Origin of the sequence: Brevundimonas intermedia, assembly GCF_027922165.1 — a bacterium.
Taxonomy (GTDB): Bacteria; Pseudomonadota; Alphaproteobacteria; order Caulobacterales; family Caulobacteraceae; genus Brevundimonas; species Brevundimonas intermedia.
The window spans coordinates 149,214-167,672 of sequence record NZ_BSFD01000003.1; the positions used below are offsets into that span (position 1 = coordinate 149,214).

An 18,459-nucleotide genomic window follows, 5' to 3' on the forward strand; every position below is an offset into this window, starting at 1 on the left:
CGCGCTTCGCGCGGCTTGAGGCCGATCGGGTTCAGGCGGCTCATGCCTGCGCCTCGCCCACGTCCGGCCCCTTGGCTGCGTCCGTCTTGCCCGCCATTGCGCGGAAGAAGCGTTCATGGGCCGCAACGGGATCTAGCGGCTCCGGCGTTCGAACGATCCGGGCCAGGGCCGCTTCGGCGCGGCGAAGCGCCCCGCCCTTCAGCGCGCCGACGCCCTCGGCGACCTGACGCATCTCGTTCATGTCGCCGTTCCAGTGGATGACGATGTCGCATCCGGCCTTCAACGCCTTGTGCGCCCTCTGGGTCAGACTGCCGGACAGGGCGTTCATCACCAGATCGTCCGACAACAGCAGACCGCCGAAGCCCAGACGCTCGCGGATCAGCCGGATCGCCTTCTTCGACTGGGTGGCGGGGCGTTTTGGGTCGATGGCGGTGAAGACGATGTGCGCCGTCATGCCGATCGGCATGTCGGACAGGGCTTTGAACGGGGCGAAATCCCAGGCGTCCAGCGTTTCAAGATCAGCATGGACCGTCGGCAAGTCCTTGTGGGTGTCGGCGAAAGCGCGGCCGTGCCCCGGCATGTGCTTGATACAGGGCAGAATCCCGCCCGCCAGCAGCCCCTCCGCCGCCGCCCGTCCCAGCAGGGCCACGGTCTGCGGATCGGGACCATAGGCGCGGTCGCCGATGATGTCGTGGGCGCCCGGAACCGGCACGTCCAGCACGGGCAGCAGGTCGACGGTGATCCCGACCTCGCGCAGATCATGGGCCATGAGCCGCGCGCCCAGCCGCGCCAATTCGCGCGCGTCCGCCAAGTCGTTCGTCGCCTTCAGATAGGCGTTCCCCGGCGGGTATTTGGGCCAGTGCGGCGGCCCCATCCGCTGGACCCGTCCGCCCTCCTGGTCGATCAAGATGGGGGCGTCGGCGTCGCCGATGGCGGCGCGCAGTTCGTCCGTCAGGGCCCGCACCTGTTCCGGGCTGTCGATGTTGCGCCGGAACAGGATGAAGCCCCAGGGACGCGTCTCGGCGAAGAAGGCGCGTTCGTCCTCCGTCAGCCGATGGCCCGAACAGCCGTAGATCGCGGCGGATGTCACCGAACGATGCAATCCCGTCCGGCGGCCTTCAGGGCGTTGCAGAAGGCGACCGCACGCTCGCGCGACAGGCCGGTGAAGGTGGTGCGATAAAGGGTCGAGCCGCTGGACGAGGTCACCTCGGTCACGCGTTTCTCGGCGCCCGACGCATATTGGCCGAAGCGACCGGCGACGGCGGCGTATTCCCGGTCAGCGATCTCGGTCGAGGAGAAGGCGCCGATCTGGACCGAGGCCGAACCGCCGGCGGCGGCGGAAGCAGTCGGCGCCGGAGCGGCCGGCGCAGGCGTGGTCGGACGCGGAGCCGTTGGCGTCGTCGCTTTGGTCGGAGGCAGGCCCTGGCCGGTCGGAGCGGCGGCCGGCGGCGCGGCCGGACGCGGCTGGGGCGCCTCGGGCGGCGGGGTGAAGGTGACGGGGGCGTCGGTGGTCTCGGCCTCGTCGCGATAGACGCGCACGCCTGCGGCCGGATCGACCGGCTGGGCGTCGATGGGGGCGGCGGTCTTCATCTCGCCGACGGGCTGGCCGACGGCCGGCGGCGCATCGGTCGAGGCGCGCATGCCGGATCGATAGAAGAAGATCACGGCGATGATCAGCACCAGCAGGATCACCGCGCTGACGATCAGGGTCACGGGCGGCGACTTGCCCCCGCCCGACCCGACATTGCGGCCGCCGCCACCGCCGGCGCGCGGATCATAGGAATTGCGACGGAACGGCAGGTCGTCGTCGGTAGGGGGCGTATAGGCGCCCTGGCCGGGTCGGTTGTCGTCATCAAAAGACATGGTCGCGCTCCGCCGTTCTGTCCGACGCAGCGAATCGGCGCGTCGAACGGTTAGTCTAACGCCCCGCCGCCGTCTTTCGAATCACAGATCGAGCGCCAGGTCGAGGCTGAACAGTTTCTGGTGGACTTCTATCGCGTAGCGGTCGGTCATCCCGGCGATATAGTCGCACACCGCACGGGCCCGAGCCGTCCGGTCCTCGGTCATGGCGGGCACGCTCCACTCCGGCGGCATCACCTCCGGCTCGGCCATGAACAGCTCGAACAGTTGCGACAGCACCCGTCGCGCCTGGCTGCGCGTGCGGTTGACCCGGTAGTGGCGATACATCCGCTCGAACAAGAACTTGCGCAGAATGGCCAGGTCCGCGTGCATCGACCGCGAGAAGTCCACCATGGTCCGCGACGCCGTGCGGACATCCTCGGTCGAGCCGATCCGGTCCTCATCCAGCCGCCGCGCCGTCTCGGCCAGGACGTCCTCGACCATGACCCCGATCATCCGCCGCACGGCCTCGATCCGCAGCATTCGGTCGTCGATGGCGGGCCAGTCACGCCGCACCTCGGCCAGCATCGGCCCGATCAGCGGCACCTGGTCCAGATCCTGAAGCGTGATCAGCCCCGCCTGCACCCCGTCGTCCACGTCGTGGTTGTTATAGGCGATGTCGTCGGCGATGGCGGCGCACTGGGCCTCCAGCGAGGCGAAGGTGCCCAGGCGCAGATCCCAGCCCGCCTCGCCGTCCGTCCGGTACGGGCGCACCACCGACCAAGCCGGTTCGTCCAGCCGATGCAATACCGGACCATTGTGCTTGATGACCCCCTCGACCGTCTCCCAGCTCAGGTTCAGCCCGTCGAACTGCGGATAGCGGTTCTCCAGTTCGGTCACGACGCGGAAGCTCTGGACATTGTGGTCGAAGCCGCCGTGGTCGGCCATCTGGATGACCAGCTCGTCCTCGCCCGCATGGGCGAAGGGCGGGTGGCCCAGGTCGTGGGCCAGGGCGACCGTCTCGGCCAGGTCGTCGTCCAGCCTCAGCGCATGGGCCAGGGAGCGCGCAATCTGCGCCACCTCCAGCGAATGGGTCAGGCGGGTGCGGTAGTGATCCCCCTCGTGCGCGACGAAGACCTGGGTCTTCTCCTTCAGGCGGCGGAAGGCGGTCGCATGGATGATCCGGTCGCGGTCGCGGGCAAAGGCCGTGCGGGTCCGGCTGGGCGGCTCGAAGAAGCGGCGGCCTTGGGTCAGATCGGCGCGTTCGGCGTAGGGGGCGAGAGGTGTCTGGCTCAAGTCATCAACTTTGAAGCGGTCGGGCCTTTGCGAACGCCCTTGCGCGCCTCATATAGACAGCCGTGAGCACCGTCCAATCCACAGAACCGTCCACACCCGCCTTTACGGTCGCCACGCGCGCGCCGGAAGGCATAATCCTGGCCGCCAGCGCCGCCAAACGCCTGGCCAAGCTGGGCGCGGCCGAGGGCAAGACCCTGATGCTGCGCGTGGCGGTGGACGGCGGCGGCTGTTCGGGCTTCCAGTACCGGTTCGAACTGGTCGAGACGGCCGAGGACGACGACCTGCGCATCCAGGCCGACGGCCAGACCGCCCTGATCGACCCGGTCTCAGTCCCCTTCCTGAAGAATTCCGAGATCGCCTATGTCGACGAACTGGCCGGCGCCCAGTTCGTGGTCCGCAATCCCAACGCCGCCTCCAGCTGCGGCTGCGGCGTCAGCTTCTCGATCTGACGACGGTCAGCGTCGGCGTCGGATCAAGGCCCAAACCGTAACGATCACGGTCGAGGCCAGCAGGATCGAAAAGACCGCATCCCAGACGCCGTCCCCCAGCAAGGCGCCGACCAGCCCCGTCAGGCTGAGCACGAACACCACGACAGGCACGCCGAAGATGGCCCAGGTACTCAGATCCTTGCGGCTCATGCCGGTTTCCGCCGCGCCTTGACCAGCCAGAGGTAGAGGCCTGACCCCAGGATGACGATGGTCGCCAGGTCCAGCAGCGCCCACAGGATCTTCAGCCCCAGCCCGCCATAGTCGCCGAAGTGCAGCGGCTGGGACAGGGACAGGGCCTTCACATACCATGGTGTCGGAGCCACGGCCGCCAGCGCCCCCGTCCGGGCGTCGATCAGGGCGGGCGTGGTCAGATGGGTCGTCAGCGGCGTGTCGCCGTGGAAGAAGACGGCATAGTGGTGATCGGTGGAATATTCGGTGCCCGGAAACGCCACGAACTGAAGCTTCATGCCCGGCAGCGCCTGTTTCGCCCGCTCCACCGCGGCATCCAGCGAGGCCCGCTCACCGGCCGGCGCCGGGGCGTCATAGGCGACGGTCAGTTCCTTCAGCGCCGTGTTCTTCCAATAGGCCAGGATCGGCGTCGCCAGGGTGTTGACCACCCCCGTCGCCCCGACCACCAGCACCCAGGCCACGGTCACCACGCCCAGCAGGTTGTGATAGTCCAACCACCGCGTTCGCGCCGCCTTGGCCGCGCGCACCGTGCCGAACGGCAGCCGACGCATGAAGGGCGCGTACAGCACCACCCCAGACACCAACGCCACGATCAGCATCAGCCCCATCAGGCCCAGGAACAGCATCCCCGGCAGGCCCAGGAACATGTCCGTGTGCAGCTGAAGCAGGAACTCCATGACCGGATGGCCGGCCACCGGCGGGGCCACTGACCCGCTGGTCTGGTCGATCGGCTCGAAGCTGTAGGCGCCGGCCGGGCCGTTTGGATCCACGCTGGTGACGTTCACCACCGGCCGGTCCTCGTCGAAGCTCATGAAGGCGGGAACCTCGCCCGGATGAAGGGCCAGGCCTGCGGCCAGCACCTCGTCCAGGCTCAGCAGCGGCCCGTCCGGGTTGGCGGCAACCCAGGCCTGCTCGAGCAGCACCTCTTCGATCTCGTGAGTGAAGACCAGCGGCAGGCCCGTGACGCACAGCATCAGCAGGAAGAGCGTGGAGACCAGGCTCGACCATTTGTGCGTCCACGACCAGGCGCGGATCGTCCGCGTCTTCATCCGATCAGAATTCCGCCGAAACCGACAGCCGGAAGGTGCGCGGCGCGCCCAGGGTCAGATAGTTCGACCCCGGATAGCCGCCGACGGCGACCCACTGGTCCTCGTCCGCGACGTTCTCGACCCGCGCCCTCACCGTCAGATCCTTACCGCCGGCGACGAAGGCGTAGCGCAGGCCGGCGTCGAACCGGGTCCATTCCTCCAGCTCCAGAGTGTTCGTCGAATCGGCGGGCTGTGCGCCGGTGTAGACGGCCCGGCCTTCCAGCGTCAGACCCGAAACCGCCGGCACATCCCATTCGACATTCAGATTAGTCTGAAAGTCCGGCACGCCGATGGCCGACTTGCCTTCGTTGGCGGCAGTCAGCGAGCGATTGATCTCGGCGTCCAGCCAGGTCGCGCCGCCGATCAGGCGCAGGCCGGCGAACGGCTCGCCATAGACGGTCAGCTCGACGCCTTGGTTCTCCTGCTCGCCGCCGTCGGAATAGACGGCGGTGTCGGTATCGAAATAGGCGCTCGGCAGGGTGGTGCGGAAGACGCTCAAGGTTCCGCCGAAAGCACCGGCGTCATATTTGGCGCCGATCTCGGCCTGCTCCGCGCGGAAGGGCGACAGGACCTCGCCGCCGTTCGAGACCGTCACGCCGTTGACCACCGCCGGCGCCGTCGTGCCGGGCACAAGCGCCTCGGCATAGTTGGCGTAGAGCGATATCTTGTCGCTGGGCTTGTAGACTAGGGCGAAGGCCGGCGTGGTCGCGTCGCTGGAATAAGACGAGAGCCTCGCGGCGGTATTGTAGTCGTAGGAGCCGGTCTTGATCTCCTGATAACGGACGCCGACGGTCGCCAGCAACCGGCCGTTCAGGAACGACAGTCGGTCGGCCACGGCGACCGAAGAGTTGCGCACCCGCTCGGTCACGTTCGGATCGTCCAGATCTCCGCCGACGAAGAAGTCGGGGGTCGGGGCGGCGACGGAGACGGGATTGTACAGGTCGCTGGCGAAACCCGAGAAGTTCGAGAAGGCGTAGGCGTTCCTGGACTTCGACTGCACCTGCGAGGCGGACACCACCAGACGATGTTCGACCGGCCCCGTGGTCACATCGGCGCGCACGCCGACGTCGCCCGACCAGACCGTATCCTCGCGCACATTGTCGAACCGATAGGCGCTCAGGCTTCCGTCGGCCTGGGCGGTCGGGTTGGCCAGGACATTGTCCTCCTTGCCCTGACGCCCGCCGAAGGCCGCCCAGGCGGTGACGCTGTCGGTGATGTCAAACTCGCCGCGCGCGGCGCCGAACAGCTGTTCCTCGTCGGTATAGGTCCACGGCTGGGCGAAGTTCTTGTCGGCGGCGGGGGCCTCGGGAATGCCGCCGGACGGCGTCACCGTCGGACGGGGCGCGTCGAGGCGGTGGTCCTGCCAGCCCAAGTCGGCCGAGAAGCGGGCGCGGGCGCCCCGGCGGTCGACGCCCAGGCCGATCACGCGCAGTTGGCCGTTCTCGCCCTCGACCGAGCTCTCGCCGTCACGGCTGGCGATGTTCAGGCGGGCGCCCCACTGGTCTTCGGCCCCGAAGCGGCGGGCCAGGTCGGCGGCGGCGTAGATCTCGTCGTTGCCCGACACCCCGGCGGTCAGGCGCGTCAGAGGTTCGCCGGCCCGCTTGGGCGTCAGGTTGAAGGCGCCGCCCACGCCGCTGCCGCCGGGCGCGGCGCCGTTCAGGAAGGCCGTCGCGCCTCGGAACACCTCGACCCGTTCGACCAGTTCGGCCGCCACGAACTGACGCGGCAACACGCCGTACAGACCGTTATAGCTCATGTCGTCCGAATAGACCGGGAAGCCCCGGACCACATATAGCTCCTGGAAATTGCCGAACCCCTTGGACACCCGCACCGTCGGATCGTTCTGCAGCACGTCGCCGATGCCGCGCGCCTGCTGATCGCGGATCAGTTTCTCGGTGTAGTTGCTGGTCGAAAAGGGCGTGTCCATCACATCCATATTGCCCAGCAGACCGACCCGTCCGCCCGTAGCCACCTGACCACCGGCCGCCACACCGGTCAGCCGCACTTGCGAGCCGGTGACGACGATCTCGCCGAGCTCGGCGGGCGTGGTCGTCGCCTGCTGGGCCAGGGCGGGCGTGGCGACAGTGAGGGCCAGCAGGCTGGCGGCGCAGGCGAAACGGCGGGTCGAGCGAGCCATGGTTTGCGAAATATTCTCAAGATCAGGGAGGGAGACGGCTGCATACCCCCAGATGCGATTGCCTTGCAATGGCGCGCCCTGTCTTGCCTCCGCGCGTCTTGCCGCACCTAGATTGACCGCGCGACGAATTGCGCCCCTCTTCGTCGCGCCCGCTCCCTGATCGCCGTTTGGAAACACGCCATGCTGAGCCTTCTAGCCGCATTCCTCGCCGGACCGGTCTCCACCGAGATCGCCCTGCCCGCCCAGCCCGCCCCCCTGCACGGCGCCCTGCTGGCGCCCGAAAATCCCAGCGCCGTCGGGGTCATCCTGCCCGGCTCCGGCCCGACGGATCGGGATGGGAACAGCCCTATGGGCGTCTCCGCCTCGACCTACCGCCTGCTGGCCGAGGGGCTGGCGGCCAAGGGCGTCGCCACGGTCCGCATCGACAAGCGCGGTATCGCCGCCAGTGCTGCGGCGGGTCCGGCCGAGATCGATCTGCGCTTTGACGCCTATGTCGCCGACGCCCGCGCCTGGGCCGCCGAGGCCGCCGGCCGCGCCGACAAGCCCTGCGCCTGGCTGATCGGCCACAGCGAGGGCGCCCTTATTGCCCTGAAGGCCGTCGAGGGCGGCGACGGCCCCGAATCCAGCAAAGTCTGCGGCCTGGTCCTGCTGTCCGGCGCCGGCCGTCCGGCGGGCGCGGTCATCCGCGAACAGCTGGCCGCCTTGCCCGAACCGATGAAGGCCCAGGCCTTTTCCGCCCTGACCGAACTGGAGGCCGGCCGCACCGTCGCCGATACGCCGCCCGCCCTGGCCGCCCTGTTCCGTCCCTCGGTCCAACCCTATCTGATCTCGTGGCTGCCGCTGGACCCCGCCGCCCTAATCGCCGCCTATGAAGGCCCGGTCTTCATAGGACAGGGGACCACCGACATTCAGGTCGGCGTCGTCGACGCCCAGAGCCTGGCCGCCGCCGATCCGCAGGCGACGCTGAAACTGTGGGACGGCGTCAATCATGTGCTGAAGACCGCCCCCGCCGACCGGGCCGCAAACATCGCCGCCTATTCCAACGCCGACCTGCCCCTGGCGCCCGGCGTGGTCGAGGATGTGGCGGCCTTCATCCAGGCCCGAACGCCCCACTGACGGCTTGCGGCGACAACAGGTCTGGAGCCCAGGCGTGCGCGTCCCTATCTTGGCGCCATGCCCATCGCCCGCCTCTCCTCCCGCGCCCTCATCTCCGTCACGGGCGAGGAGGCCAGGCCCTTCCTGCACAATCTGCTGACCCAGGACGTGGAGACGCTGGGCGACGGCGAACTGCGGTTCGGCGCCCTGTTGTCGCCGCCCGGACGGCTGCTGTTCGACCTGTTCATTCTGGGCGAGGCCGAGGGCGTCCTACTGGACGTGGCCGCCGACCGCCGCGACGCCCTGATCCAGCGGCTGTCGATGTACAAGCTGCGCGCCAAGGTCCAGGTGGCCGCCGACGACCGCCCGGTCTTCGCCGCCTGGCCGGATGCGGCCGCCGGCTTCATTCCCGACCCCCGCACCGCCCTGATGGGCGGCCGCCGGTATGGCGAGGCTGCCGCCAACGCGACCGAGGCCGACTATGACCTGCACCGTCTGTCGGTCGGCGTCCCCGATCCGACCGCCGACGCCCCCCAAGACAAGACCTACCCGATCGAGGCGGACTTCGACCTGCTGAACGGGATCGACTTCCAGAAAGGTTGTTTCGTCGGCCAGGAGACGACGTCGCGCATGAAGCGCCGGAGCGTGATCAAGAACCGGATGATGCCGCTCGACTTCGACGGCCCCCCGCCCGCCTTCGGCGCCGAGGTGCTGAAGGGCGAGTTGCGCGCCGGCGAGGTGCTGTCGGGCCGAGACGGCTCGGCCATGGCGCTTGTGCGCATCGACCGTCTCGACGGCGACCTGACCGTCGCGGGGCGTCCCGTGCGCTTGCGCAAACCCGCCTGGATGGGTCAGGACGTCCTTCCCTCCTCAACCGACTGAGTCTCCCATGAAGATCGCCGACCAGATCGTCCTCGTCACCGGCGGCGCGCGCGGCGTCGGCGCCGCCGCCGTCCGCGCCTTCGCGCGTGAAGGGGCGCGCGTGATCATCAACTGGCGCGCCAGCGGCGATTCCGCGACCGCACTGGCAGCCGAGATCGGCGACCGCGCCGTCGCCCTTCAGGCTGACGTGACCGACCGCGCCGCCGTCGACGCCCTGGTCGCCGCCGCACATGCCCATTTCGGCGCCCCCGTCACCACCGTCGTCAACAACGCCCTGGACTACAGCTTCAACGGCGACGCCCGCTCGCAGATGACCGACATCGGCTGGGACGAACTGGCGGCCCAGTTCTCGACCGTGGTGCGCGGCGCCCTGAACACCATCCAGGCCACGGCGCCGGGCATGGCCGCCGGCAAGTTCGGGCGGGTGATCAACATCGGCACCAACCTGTTCCAGAACCCGGTCGTGCCCTATCACGACTATACCGCCGCCAAGGCCGCGCTCCTGTCCCTCACCCGCACCGCGGCCGGCGACCTGGGCCCCGACGGGATCACCGTCAACATGGTCTCCGGCGGCCTGCTGCGCACCACCGACGCCAGCGCCGCCACGCCGGAAGCCGTCTTCGACCTGATCGCCGGCATGACCCCGCTGCGGTCCGTCACCACGCCCGAAGAGTTCGCCGACGCCGCCCTGTTCTTCGCCTCCCCCTGGAGCCGCGCGGTGACGGGTCAAAACCTGGTGGTGGACGGGGGTTTGGTGCGGGACTGAACCCCACTCCCTTCCCTTCTCCCCTTGCGGGAGAAGGTGGCCCGAAGGGCCGGATGAGGGGTCCAGCGGTGGGCCAACTCGCACCACCTCACCCCTCACCCTTTGGCTGCTTCGCGCCGCCCTTCGGGTCGCGCAAGACCGATCGCTACGCTCCCGGGCGCTCAAGCCCTCTCCCAGCGGGAGAGGGAACTGGACACGCTCGAACAAACCGGCAACATCGCCGCATGACCGACTCACACACCTCGGGCCGCTGCGGCTGGTGCGGGACCACCGACCCGCTCTACATCGCCTACCACGACACCGAATGGGGCGTACCGGAACGCGATCCCCGCGCCCTGTGGGAGAAGCTGGTCCTCGACGGCTTCCAGGCCGGCCTCGCCTGGATCACCATCCTGCGAAAGCGCGAGGGCATCCGCGACGCCTTCGACGGCTTCGACCCCGAGATCGTCGCCCGCTATGACGAGGCCGACATCCAGCGCCTGCTGGGCGACGCCCGCATCATCCGCTCGCGCGCCAAGATCAACGCCGCCATCCGCGGCGCCCAGATCTGGCTTCAGATGCGTGATGACGGAGAGGACTTCTCCGAATGGCTCTGGTCCTTCGTCGGCGGCCAACCGATCCACACCCCCTTCGCCGACTTCCGCCAGGCCCCGACCCAGACCGAACAGTCCGTCGCCATGGCCAAGGCCCTGAAGAAGCGCGGCTTCAACTTCTGCGGCCCGGTCATCGTCTATGCCTTCATGCAGGCCGTGGGCATGGTCAACGACCACCAGACGACCTGCTTCCGACATAGGGAAGTCCGGGCGATGAGCCTCTGATTCCAAGGTCTGGATTCAGGCCTTGAACGATGTACCGAGATCGACCCAAGTCGGACATTCGCGGTGCGGGATACTAGGCCGACACTATCCCTATTTTGCTTGCCATGGTGGGTTTCGCTTCAGCATGGTCTTCGAATGACCGATGCACACACGTTGAACATTCTCGCCCACGTATCGACCGGAGCGCTGGCCCTGCTCATCGGCCTCATACCGTTGTTCAGCCGCAAAGGCGGTCCGCTGCATCGCTGGTCGGGGCGCGCCACTGCGGGATTGGGACTTGTGGTCCTGTCCTGCGCGGTGCTGGCGGTGATCCTGTTTCGACCGCCGGCGCCGCTGGTCGCCGCGACCCTGACGGCCGGGTATCAGTATCTGAGTGGCCTGCGGACCCTTTCGCTGACTCGGCGCGGGCCGCGCCTGCCGGACACCCTGCTGTCGATCCTCGGCGTGGGAATGGCCCTGCTCGTGGCTTTCCAGATGGGCCACGGCACGGCGTCCTGGACCCCGGCCATTGGCTATACAACCATCGGCTACCTGCTGACGATGACGGCGTATGATCTCAGCCGGCCGCTGTGGGTCGGGGTCTGGTATCGCAGGGTCCGCTCCCTCGACCACGGTGTAAAGATGATCGGCTTCTACTTCGCCATGCTTTCGGCCGGCGCCGGCAATCTGCTGGCCGAGTGGCAGCCGCTGAGCCAGGTTCTGCCGTCCGCTGTCGGTATGGCGGCGATGGTCGGCTTCGTCGTCTGGTATAGCCTGCATCCCATCCGCCTCGGTACCGAAAGCCGGGCCTGACGTCCTCAATCCACTCATAGGCGACTTCCCGGCAGTCTGCGCTCGGACCGGCGTTTGGATCATTATCAATCGTTAAGCTGTAGCGATCGGTAAAATCTGTCAGGCCCCGCCCATGACAATGAAGATGCAGATTCCCACCGTGTTCGCCGCAGTGACGGCGGCTGTGTTTGCCTTGCCCGTGGCGGTGCAGGCGTCGGATGGCGACTTCATGCCTTGCCGCGACGCGGCCGTCGGCGAGGCGCTTGAGGGCAGCCTCTGCGCGACGATGCAGGCCCCGCTGGATCCGGCTGTACCGGAGGCCGGTCAGGTCGATCTCTTCGTGCGCAAGTTTCCTGCACCGGGCGTCAGCAAGGGGGACGTCTGGCTGATCGCCGGAGGTCCAGGCGAAGCGGGCGTCAGCTTCTATCCATTGATCGATCGTCTTCGAACCGCGTTCCCCGGCTACGACCTGATCATCCCCGATCACCGGGGAACCGGCCTTTCGAGCCGGCTGTGCGTTGAGGAAGAGGCGGAGACCTCGCCCGGCGGCTATCAGCTGGAAGGTGCGGAATGGAAGACCTGCTTCGATTTGCTCAACAGCCGGTCGGCGCGGACGCAGGCCTTCACCATCACCAATGCCGCGCACGATCTGAACGGCCTGATCGGCCAGGTCTCGGCGGGCCGAAAGACGGTCCTTTACGGCGTTTCCTACGGCACCCAGCTGGTCTTGCGCTCGCGGGTCGTGGCCGACGCCGCGCCGGTGGACAGCATCATTCTCGACTCCCTCATCCCGCCGGAAACCGATGAGGTCTGGGACCTGAGCCGACGCTCCCAGGTCGTCGATGCGGTCGGACGCCAGGTCCTGACGGAATGCGACCGGGACGCCGACTGTCGGCAACGCCTCGGCGGGTCGGCGGTGGACGCTCTGAAGGCGCTCGAACAGGATCCGGAGATGGCGGCGAAGTTCCCAGGCGGTCGCCCCAAACTGGTCTTCGGCGCCCTACTGAACAGTCAGGACGCACGGGCGCTCATCCCAGATGTGATTGCAGGCGCAAGGGTCGGAGACTGGTCGAAGCTGGAAGTAGCGAGAGGTCGGCTCGAGCGTTTCGGCGCGCCTTTCGAGGCGGCCCAGGCGGCCTCCTCCATCCCCCTGGTCTCCCTGATCTCGGCGTCTGAGAATAACGCCCGCCCCAACCTGACCCGCGATATGATCACGGCCGAGGAAGCCGAATTGCTGTTCACCAGCAGCATCCCGTCGCAACTGATCGGCGGGGCGTCGCTCGCCTATCCGCGCGACGCCGCGTTCGGCGTCACCCCCCGGTCCATGCCGCCCGTTCTAGTGCTCCAGGGCGATATGGACCCGAAGACCCCCTATGCCGGAGCCCTCGCGCATGCCGAGCGGCTCTCCCGTGCGGGCGTAGTCAGGTTCGTGCGTATTGAAGGCGCGCCGCATTTCGTCTTGCTGACGGCTGAGGCCTGCGCGGTAGAAGAGATTCAGGCCTTCTCCGCCTCGCCCAGCCCCGGAGAAAGGACGTGCGCCAAGTAGGCGAACGAGACCTCTCCGCAAAACGCCTGACTGCTCCGCTTCCGTCACGCCCAGGTTCGTGCGATGGCGGGCCATGGCTAAAGCCCCCGCGAATCCGAAAGCCTTCCCCACCCTCGCGCTCGAGACCGTGCTGATCCAGCGCGTCAGCGGCCCCGTCTGCGGCGTGGACGAGGCGGGGCGCGGGCCGTGGGCGGGGCCGGTGTCGGCGGCGGCGGTGATCCTGAATCCCGACGACCTGCCGCCGGGCATCGACGATTCCAAGGCCCTGACCGAAAAACGCCGCGCCGCCCTCGAGCCCGAGATTAAGGCCCGCGCCGTCGCCTGGGGCGTCGGCTTCGCCTCGGTGGAGGAGATCGAGGACCTGAACATCCTGCACGCCACCGGCCTGGCCATGTGCCGCGCCATCGAGGCCCTGTCGGTCCAGCCGGTCGCGGCCCTGGTGGACGGCAATTATCGGTTCAAACTGCCGTGCGAGATCCAGACCGTCGTCGGCGGCGACGGCCTGTCCCTATCCATCGCGGCGGCCTCCATCCTGGCCAAGACGGCGCGGGATCGGCTGATGATCGAACTGGACGCCCAGTATCCCGGCTACGGTTTCGCGGGGCACAAGGGCTACAACGCCCCAGCCCATACGGCGGGCCTCAAGGCGCTGGGCCCCTGCCCCGCCCATCGCCGCAGCTGGGCGCCGATCAAGGCTCTGCTGGAAGAGGCCTGAGGCTCGCCTCAGATATGCATGAACCCGCCGAGCAGCGCGCCCATCAGGGCGGCGACGGCGGCGCCGGCGATCATGATCATCCAATGGGGCGGTGTACTTAAAGTCGGCTCGACATCCGGCTCCGCCGCCTCGGCCGGCGTCGCGTCCTTGCGGCAGAAATGCTCGACATTGTGGGTATAGAGGCCCGCGCCGCGATCCGGCCAGACCTGGGCGTCAGCCCTTAGGGCCTCGACCGGCTGATCCGACACCCAGGACTTCGGCTCGGCGGCCGGGCGCACGCGATAATCGTCTTCGCGAGTGGGAATTCCAGTGTGTGTGACGGGCGGTTGCATGGTTGATCAACGGCGCCCGCCGAGTCGGGTTCCCGACGCTAGCTGACCTGACGTCAGGCCGCGACGGGCAGTTCGACTGGCCGGTCCGTGACCACGAACAGATGTTCGACGTTCCGCAACCGCCCCACCTGCCCCACCTTCACCCCTCGCGGATTATGGATGCCGATGCGGGCGCCGACGTAGCGAGGGTGAGCGATCTCGAACACCTGGACATGGCCGCGCGCCGACAGCATCTCCACCAGGTCCGCCCGGCTCAGATAGCCCTCGTCATTGAAGCTGACGATCAGATTGGGCGCCTTGATCCGCTCGACAACCGACCGCAGGGCCGGGCCGATTCCGGGGCGGCTGTTGAAGGCGCTCTTGCGGGTCTTCACATCCACCCGCTTGTTGGCGATCCCATAGGTCTCGGGCCGGTCCCACAGCACCAGGCTTTCCCAGCAGTGGTAGTTGGCCAGATAGGAATGCTGGTTGTACGGCGGGTCCAGATAGACCAGGTCCGCCTCGACCTGTTCGGCCATTTCGACGGCGTCACCCTGCGTCGCGCGGCACGGCGCGCCGACCGACGGCAGTAGGTCGGGCAGGCGCAGCTCCAAAGGCTTCAGCGCGCGGGGGGCCCACTGTTTCATATAGGCCATCTGCACCCCGGCTGTGGAATCGACCCGGTCCGCCGCCTCCATCAGACTGACCAGGACCACCGCCTTCAGCTCGGGTTCCAGCCCCATGGCCTCGATCCGGTCGCGCAGAGCGTCGATCCGCGCGCCGTTGTCGGGATGGAAGTAGCGGGCGTCGTGACAGAAGGCCTGGGTGAACCAGCCGGCCTGCGGCGCAACCGTCCGCAGTTCGGCCAGCACCGTCTCGGCCCGCTCGATCCAGCGCTCGCGATCGGCCTGGACATAGGCGGTCGCCAGGGTGTGGGCATAGGCGTTGTGGTCGTTCGACCAGACCTGAAACCCCTGCTTCTTCAGCGCATGACCGACCCGCGCCGTGCCCGAAAACAGATCGCAGACCCGCCCGCCCTGCGGCAGCACGCCGGCCACGGCGCCGGTCACATGCCCCAGCAGGGCGCGTTTGGAGCCGATATATTTGATCATGCGGACCGCCGATTCATCCGCATACAGTAGCCGGATCGAGCGCCCGCGCCAGAGTCTTGACCCAGGGCGGCTTCAGCCCTTCTTCCGCGCCGCCGCCTTGGCCGCCGGGGCGTGGGCCAGACGCAGCAGATTGGCCGCGCCGGGGGCCCCGAACGGCGTGCCGGCCAGGATCAGGATCCGCTGACCCGGCTCGGCCAGGCCATACTTCACCGCGCTGTTGACCGCATCGTCGGTGACGTCCTCCAGCGAGGCGGGCTGTTCCCCCAGCCGCGGCTCCAGACCCCAGACCAGGGCCAGACGACGCGCCGTGTTCGCATTGGGTGTCAAGACCAGGATCGGCTTCAGCGGCCGCTCGCGCGCCATCCGCCGGGCCGTCCCCCCCAGGGTGGTGAACACCACCAGACATCCGGTCGACGGCGCGCTGGCCGCCATGGCCGCCGCCCCGACCAGGGCGTCGACGTCGTGCTCGTCCATGCCGGCGTGCTCGGCGCCCATCAGCTTGGGCCACATGGGATCGCGTTCGACCCGTTCGATGATCCGGCTCATGATCTCGACGGATTCCAGCGGATAGTCGCCCGACGCCGTCTCGGCCGACAGCATCAGGGCGTCCGCGCCCTCATAGACGGCATTGGCGACGTCGGTGGCCTCGGCGCGGGTCGGCGACGGGGCGCTGGTCATCGACTCCAGCATCTGGGTCGCCACGATCACCGGCACGCCGCGATTACGGGCCGCGCGAACGATCTGCTTCTGCGCCACCGGCACGTCCTCGGGGTCCAGTTCGACGCCCAGGTCGCCGCGCGCCACCATGACCCCGTCGCAATAGTCGAGGATAGCCTCCAGATCGGCCAGGGCCGCCGGCTTCTCGATCTTGGCCAGACAGGCCGCCTGACCGTTCACGATCCGCTTCAGCTCGGCCATGTCCTCGGGCTTCTGCACGAAGCTGAGCGCGACCCAGTCCACGCCCTGGCGCAGGGCGAAGGCCAGGTCCTCGCGGTCCTTGGGGGTCAGGGCCGAGACGGGGATGACGGCCTCGGGGACCGCCACGCCCTTGCGGTCCGACAGTTTGGAGCCGCTCTCGACCGTCACATCGGCCCAGTCGTCGGCCCGGTCGTTAACCCGCAGCCGCACCCGGCCGTCGTCCAGCAGCAGCAGCATGCCGGTGCGCAGGGCCTTGAAGATTTCGGGGTGCGGCATCTGCACCCGGGTTTCATCGCCGGGCGTCGGGTCCAGGTCGAACCGCATCTTGTGACCCGGCTTGACGGCGATCTCGACGTCCTTGAACCGCCCCAGCCGCAGCTTGGGCCCTTGCAGGTCGGCCAGCACGCCCAGCGGACGCTGAAGCGCCATCTCGGCGCCGCGCACGGCCTTCAGGGCGGCCGCGTGATCTTCGTGCGTGCCGTGGCTGAAGTTCAGGCGGAAGACGTCCACCCCGGCCTGGGCCAGGGCCTTGACCGTGCCGGGGGCGCGGCTCGCAGGACCAAGGGTCGCGACGATGCGGGCGCGGCGGGCTCTGTTCATGGGGGACGCTTCCTGTTCGTTTCTGGGTCGTCCCGCCCCGGAAAGGGACAGCTGGGACGATTTGCCCCCTTCTGCCGATGAAACTGTCCCGACGTAAGGCCGCGCCCCCGCTGGGAAACACGAGTTTACGGGTGCGAAACAGGAGTTTATCGCGCCGGCGTCATCTCCGTCGCCGGACAATCGGCCACAGCGAACCCGTTCAGGTCGATGCAACGCCCTTCAACCTTGGGCGACGCCACCCCCATGACATGCGCCAGGGTCGGGGCGATGTCGATGGTGCGGATGGGCAGGAACCGCTCCTCGCCGGTCGCGCCGGGCCACCAGAACAGGATCGGCACGCGGCGATCATACTCCCACGGCGTGCCATGCCCGGCCAGGGTCGAGCCGACCCGCCCGCCCATCGTGACGTTCTGCGCCCAGGCGAACTGGATGTCCGGCGACCGTTCCGGGACGGTCGACAGGCGCATCCGCTCGCGCAGGCTCATCATCTCCGGTTGGCGGCTGTCTGGCAGGGGCTCCGCCAGCAGCCGGTCGCGGGTCTCGGCGAAGGCCACGTCCGGCAGGGCGCGCAGCATCTCGACCGCCGCCTCGGCCACCTGGGTCCGCAGCGGCTCGGGCAAGGACCGATGCTGGGCGTCGGCGACCATCAGGCCGCTGCCCCCGACCTGAAGAGGGTCGGCGCTCAGATTGAACCGGGCCTTCAGCGCGTCGTTCACGCCCTGGATCGCGGCCAGATCGGCGCGGCGCGCATGCGGATAGCCGTGATCGTGCAGGCGTTCGACGAAGTCCGATCCCCCATGGTCCGCCGTCAGCACCACCAGGGCGCCGCCCGGAACCTGGGCCAACCGGTCCAGAAACGCGCCCAGGGCCGCGTCCAGCCGCAGCATCTGCTCGCACATCTCCGGCCCCTGGGTGCCGTACATGTGGCCGATCCGGTCCGTCGCCGACAAGCTGACGCCCAGCATGTCGGTCGCCGCCCCCTGCCCCAGCTTCTGGCTGTCCAGCAGATATTCGGCGGCCTTCAGCGTCTGTTCGTCCAGCAGGGGCGAGGTGTCGAACTTCAGCCCCGCCGGCGGCAGGGTCGAGTGGAAGGTCTGGCCGCGAATGGTCCAGTCGCCGGCCAGCGCCCGGCACTGGTTGTGGGCATAGTCCCAGGCGACCGGCGTCGCCGCCGCCCACGCCCGGAACCCGCTGTTGAACGCATTGACCGGCGCCAGCTTGGCCTGCGCCGTCTCGCCCGGTTCGACATAGGTGGTCAGGCCGAAGCCTTCGGTGAACCAGAAGGCCTGGCCCTGATGGCCGGCCAGATTGATCGCGCCCCGATCCTTGCCTGAGACCGCGAAGACCTTGCTCTGGGGGCTGACGGCTTTCAGCCAGTCGCCCAGGGTCGTGGCGCGCAGCTGTTCCGGCCCGACCGGACCGTTGTCCACGTCGTCACGACCGTTCGCCAGATGGTTGGCGGGCGCCGCCAGGCAATAGACCTCCTTGCCGGTCTTTCCGTCGATCCAGTCGTTGGCCGGAATGCCGGTCTCGGTCGGGTGCATGCCGGTCAGAACCGTCGAATGGCCGGGGCAGGTCTCGGTGAGGCCGTGGGTCTGATAGCCGTTGATCGACACCAGTCCCTGATCCGCCATCCGCCGCAGGCCGCCGGTGTAGCGGCCGCGATACTGGTCGAACAGATTGGCGCTGAACTGGTCCACCACGATGGTCACGATCAGCTTGGGCGGCGTCAGGGCCGCGCGCGCAGTCTGCGGAGCGGCCGCCTGCAGCGCCCCAGTGTGGGCCATGGCCGGGACGGCGGCTCCCATCGAAAGGGCGGCCAGGGCCGCAACCATGGTGCGCGACAAGGACATGAGCTTACTCCGATATTCAGGCAGGCGCTCTAAGG

The 18,459-nt window shown here is 68.3% G+C and carries 17 protein-coding genes and 1 pseudogene; 8 read left to right on the top strand and 10 right to left on the bottom strand.

From position 1 onward, the window contains the following. Positions 1 to 40 precede the first annotated feature (40 nt). The 3 genes from nagZ to PKE72_RS07975 form a co-directional block, all read right to left on the bottom strand. The gene (gene nagZ, locus PKE72_RS07965) at positions 41 to 1,090 is read right to left on the bottom strand and encodes a beta-N-acetylhexosaminidase (protein WP_271164842.1); all 1,050 of its coding nucleotides are present in this window, start codon (positions 1,088 to 1,090) and stop codon (positions 41 to 43) included. Then, the gene (locus PKE72_RS07970; protein ID WP_271164843.1) at positions 1,087 to 1,863 is read right to left on the bottom strand and encodes an SPOR domain-containing protein; all 777 of its coding nucleotides are present in this window, start codon (positions 1,861 to 1,863) and stop codon (positions 1,087 to 1,089) included. The genes nagZ and PKE72_RS07970 overlap by 4 nt, the downstream gene beginning before the upstream one ends. 81 nt (positions 1,864 to 1,944) lie before the next feature. Beyond that, a complete protein-coding gene (locus PKE72_RS07975; RefSeq protein ID WP_271164844.1) occupies positions 1,945 to 3,135 on the bottom strand; it encodes a deoxyguanosinetriphosphate triphosphohydrolase in 1,191 nt (396 codons plus the stop codon). 131 nt (positions 3,136 to 3,266) lie between these two features. Between PKE72_RS07975 and erpA the strand changes: the two genes are divergently transcribed. Beyond that, a complete protein-coding gene (gene erpA / locus PKE72_RS07980; RefSeq protein ID WP_271164889.1) occupies positions 3,267 to 3,584 on the top strand; it encodes an iron-sulfur cluster insertion protein ErpA in 318 nt (105 codons plus the stop codon). Between the two features lie 6 nt (positions 3,585 to 3,590). Here the strand turns inward: erpA and PKE72_RS07985 are convergent, their stop codons facing one another. The 3 genes and pseudogenes from PKE72_RS07985 to PKE72_RS07995 all read right to left on the bottom strand — a co-directional run bounded on the left by PKE72_RS07985 (position 3,591) and on the right by PKE72_RS07995 (position 7,037). Beyond that, positions 3,591 to 3,773: a hypothetical protein gene (locus PKE72_RS07985; RefSeq protein ID WP_271164845.1), complete on the bottom strand. Its 183-nt coding sequence runs from the start codon at positions 3,771 to 3,773 to the stop codon at positions 3,591 to 3,593. Next, positions 3,770 to 4,956 (bottom strand): annotated as a pseudogene (locus tag PKE72_RS07990) (PepSY-associated TM helix domain-containing protein). The gene PKE72_RS07985 and the pseudogene PKE72_RS07990 overlap by 4 nt, the downstream one beginning before the upstream one ends. Further along, positions 4,866 to 7,037, bottom strand: a complete 2,172-nt coding sequence (locus PKE72_RS07995; protein ID WP_271164846.1) for a TonB-dependent receptor — start codon at positions 7,035 to 7,037, stop codon at positions 4,866 to 4,868. Before PKE72_RS07995 ends, PKE72_RS07990 begins: the two are co-directional and overlap by 91 nt. Positions 7,038 to 7,217: 180 nt before the next feature. Between PKE72_RS07995 and PKE72_RS08000 the strand changes: the two genes are divergently transcribed. From PKE72_RS08000 to rnhB, 7 genes are all read left to right on the top strand, one after another. Then, positions 7,218 to 8,153 carry an alpha/beta hydrolase gene (locus tag PKE72_RS08000; protein WP_271164847.1) on the top strand — a complete coding sequence of 312 codons (936 nt, stop codon included), beginning with the start codon at positions 7,218 to 7,220 and terminating at the stop codon, positions 8,151 to 8,153. Between the two features lie 57 nt (positions 8,154 to 8,210). Then, positions 8,211 to 9,014, top strand: coding sequence for a CAF17-like 4Fe-4S cluster assembly/insertion protein YgfZ (gene ygfZ / locus PKE72_RS08005; RefSeq protein ID WP_271164848.1), 804 nt, complete (start codon positions 8,211 to 8,213; stop codon positions 9,012 to 9,014). 7 nt (positions 9,015 to 9,021) lie between these two features. After that, entirely contained in the window at positions 9,022 to 9,780 is a 759-nt protein-coding gene (locus PKE72_RS08010; RefSeq protein ID WP_271164849.1) for a 3-oxoacyl-ACP reductase, read from the top strand. 224 nt (positions 9,781 to 10,004) lie between these two features. Beyond that, the gene (locus tag PKE72_RS08015; RefSeq protein ID WP_271164850.1) at positions 10,005 to 10,598 is read left to right on the top strand and encodes a DNA-3-methyladenine glycosylase I; all 594 of its coding nucleotides are present in this window, start codon (positions 10,005 to 10,007) and stop codon (positions 10,596 to 10,598) included. Between the two features lie 135 nt (positions 10,599 to 10,733). After that, positions 10,734 to 11,390, top strand: coding sequence for a DUF2306 domain-containing protein (locus tag PKE72_RS08020; protein ID WP_271164851.1), 657 nt, complete (start codon positions 10,734 to 10,736; stop codon positions 11,388 to 11,390). A 124-nt stretch (positions 11,391 to 11,514) separates the two neighbouring features. Further along, a complete protein-coding gene (locus tag PKE72_RS08025) occupies positions 11,515 to 12,915 on the top strand; it encodes an alpha/beta fold hydrolase (protein WP_271164852.1) in 1,401 nt (466 codons plus the stop codon). A 73-nt stretch (positions 12,916 to 12,988) separates the two neighbouring features. After that, positions 12,989 to 13,630: a ribonuclease HII gene (gene rnhB, locus PKE72_RS08030; protein ID WP_271164853.1), complete on the top strand. Its 642-nt coding sequence runs from the start codon at positions 12,989 to 12,991 to the stop codon at positions 13,628 to 13,630. Positions 13,631 to 13,638: 8 nt separating this feature from the next. On the opposite strand, the gene PKE72_RS08035 is transcribed toward rnhB, so the two are convergent. The 4 genes from PKE72_RS08035 to PKE72_RS08050 form a co-directional block, all read right to left on the bottom strand. Continuing rightward, on the bottom strand, positions 13,639 to 13,908 hold the full coding sequence (locus PKE72_RS08035; RefSeq protein WP_271164854.1) for a hypothetical protein: 270 nt from the start codon (positions 13,906 to 13,908) through the stop codon (positions 13,639 to 13,641). A 107-nt stretch (positions 13,909 to 14,015) separates the two neighbouring features. Then, positions 14,016 to 15,053: a DNA adenine methylase gene (locus tag PKE72_RS08040; protein ID WP_271164855.1), complete on the bottom strand. Its 1,038-nt coding sequence runs from the start codon at positions 15,051 to 15,053 to the stop codon at positions 14,016 to 14,018. A gap of 72 nt (positions 15,054 to 15,125) precedes the next feature. Next, on the bottom strand, positions 15,126 to 16,571 hold the full coding sequence (pyk, locus tag PKE72_RS08045) for a pyruvate kinase (RefSeq protein WP_271164856.1): 1,446 nt from the start codon (positions 16,569 to 16,571) through the stop codon (positions 15,126 to 15,128). A gap of 146 nt (positions 16,572 to 16,717) precedes the next feature. Beyond that, positions 16,718 to 18,424, bottom strand: coding sequence for an alkaline phosphatase family protein (locus tag PKE72_RS08050; protein WP_271164857.1), 1,707 nt, complete (start codon positions 18,422 to 18,424; stop codon positions 16,718 to 16,720). Between the last annotated feature and the right edge of the window lie 35 nt (positions 18,425 to 18,459).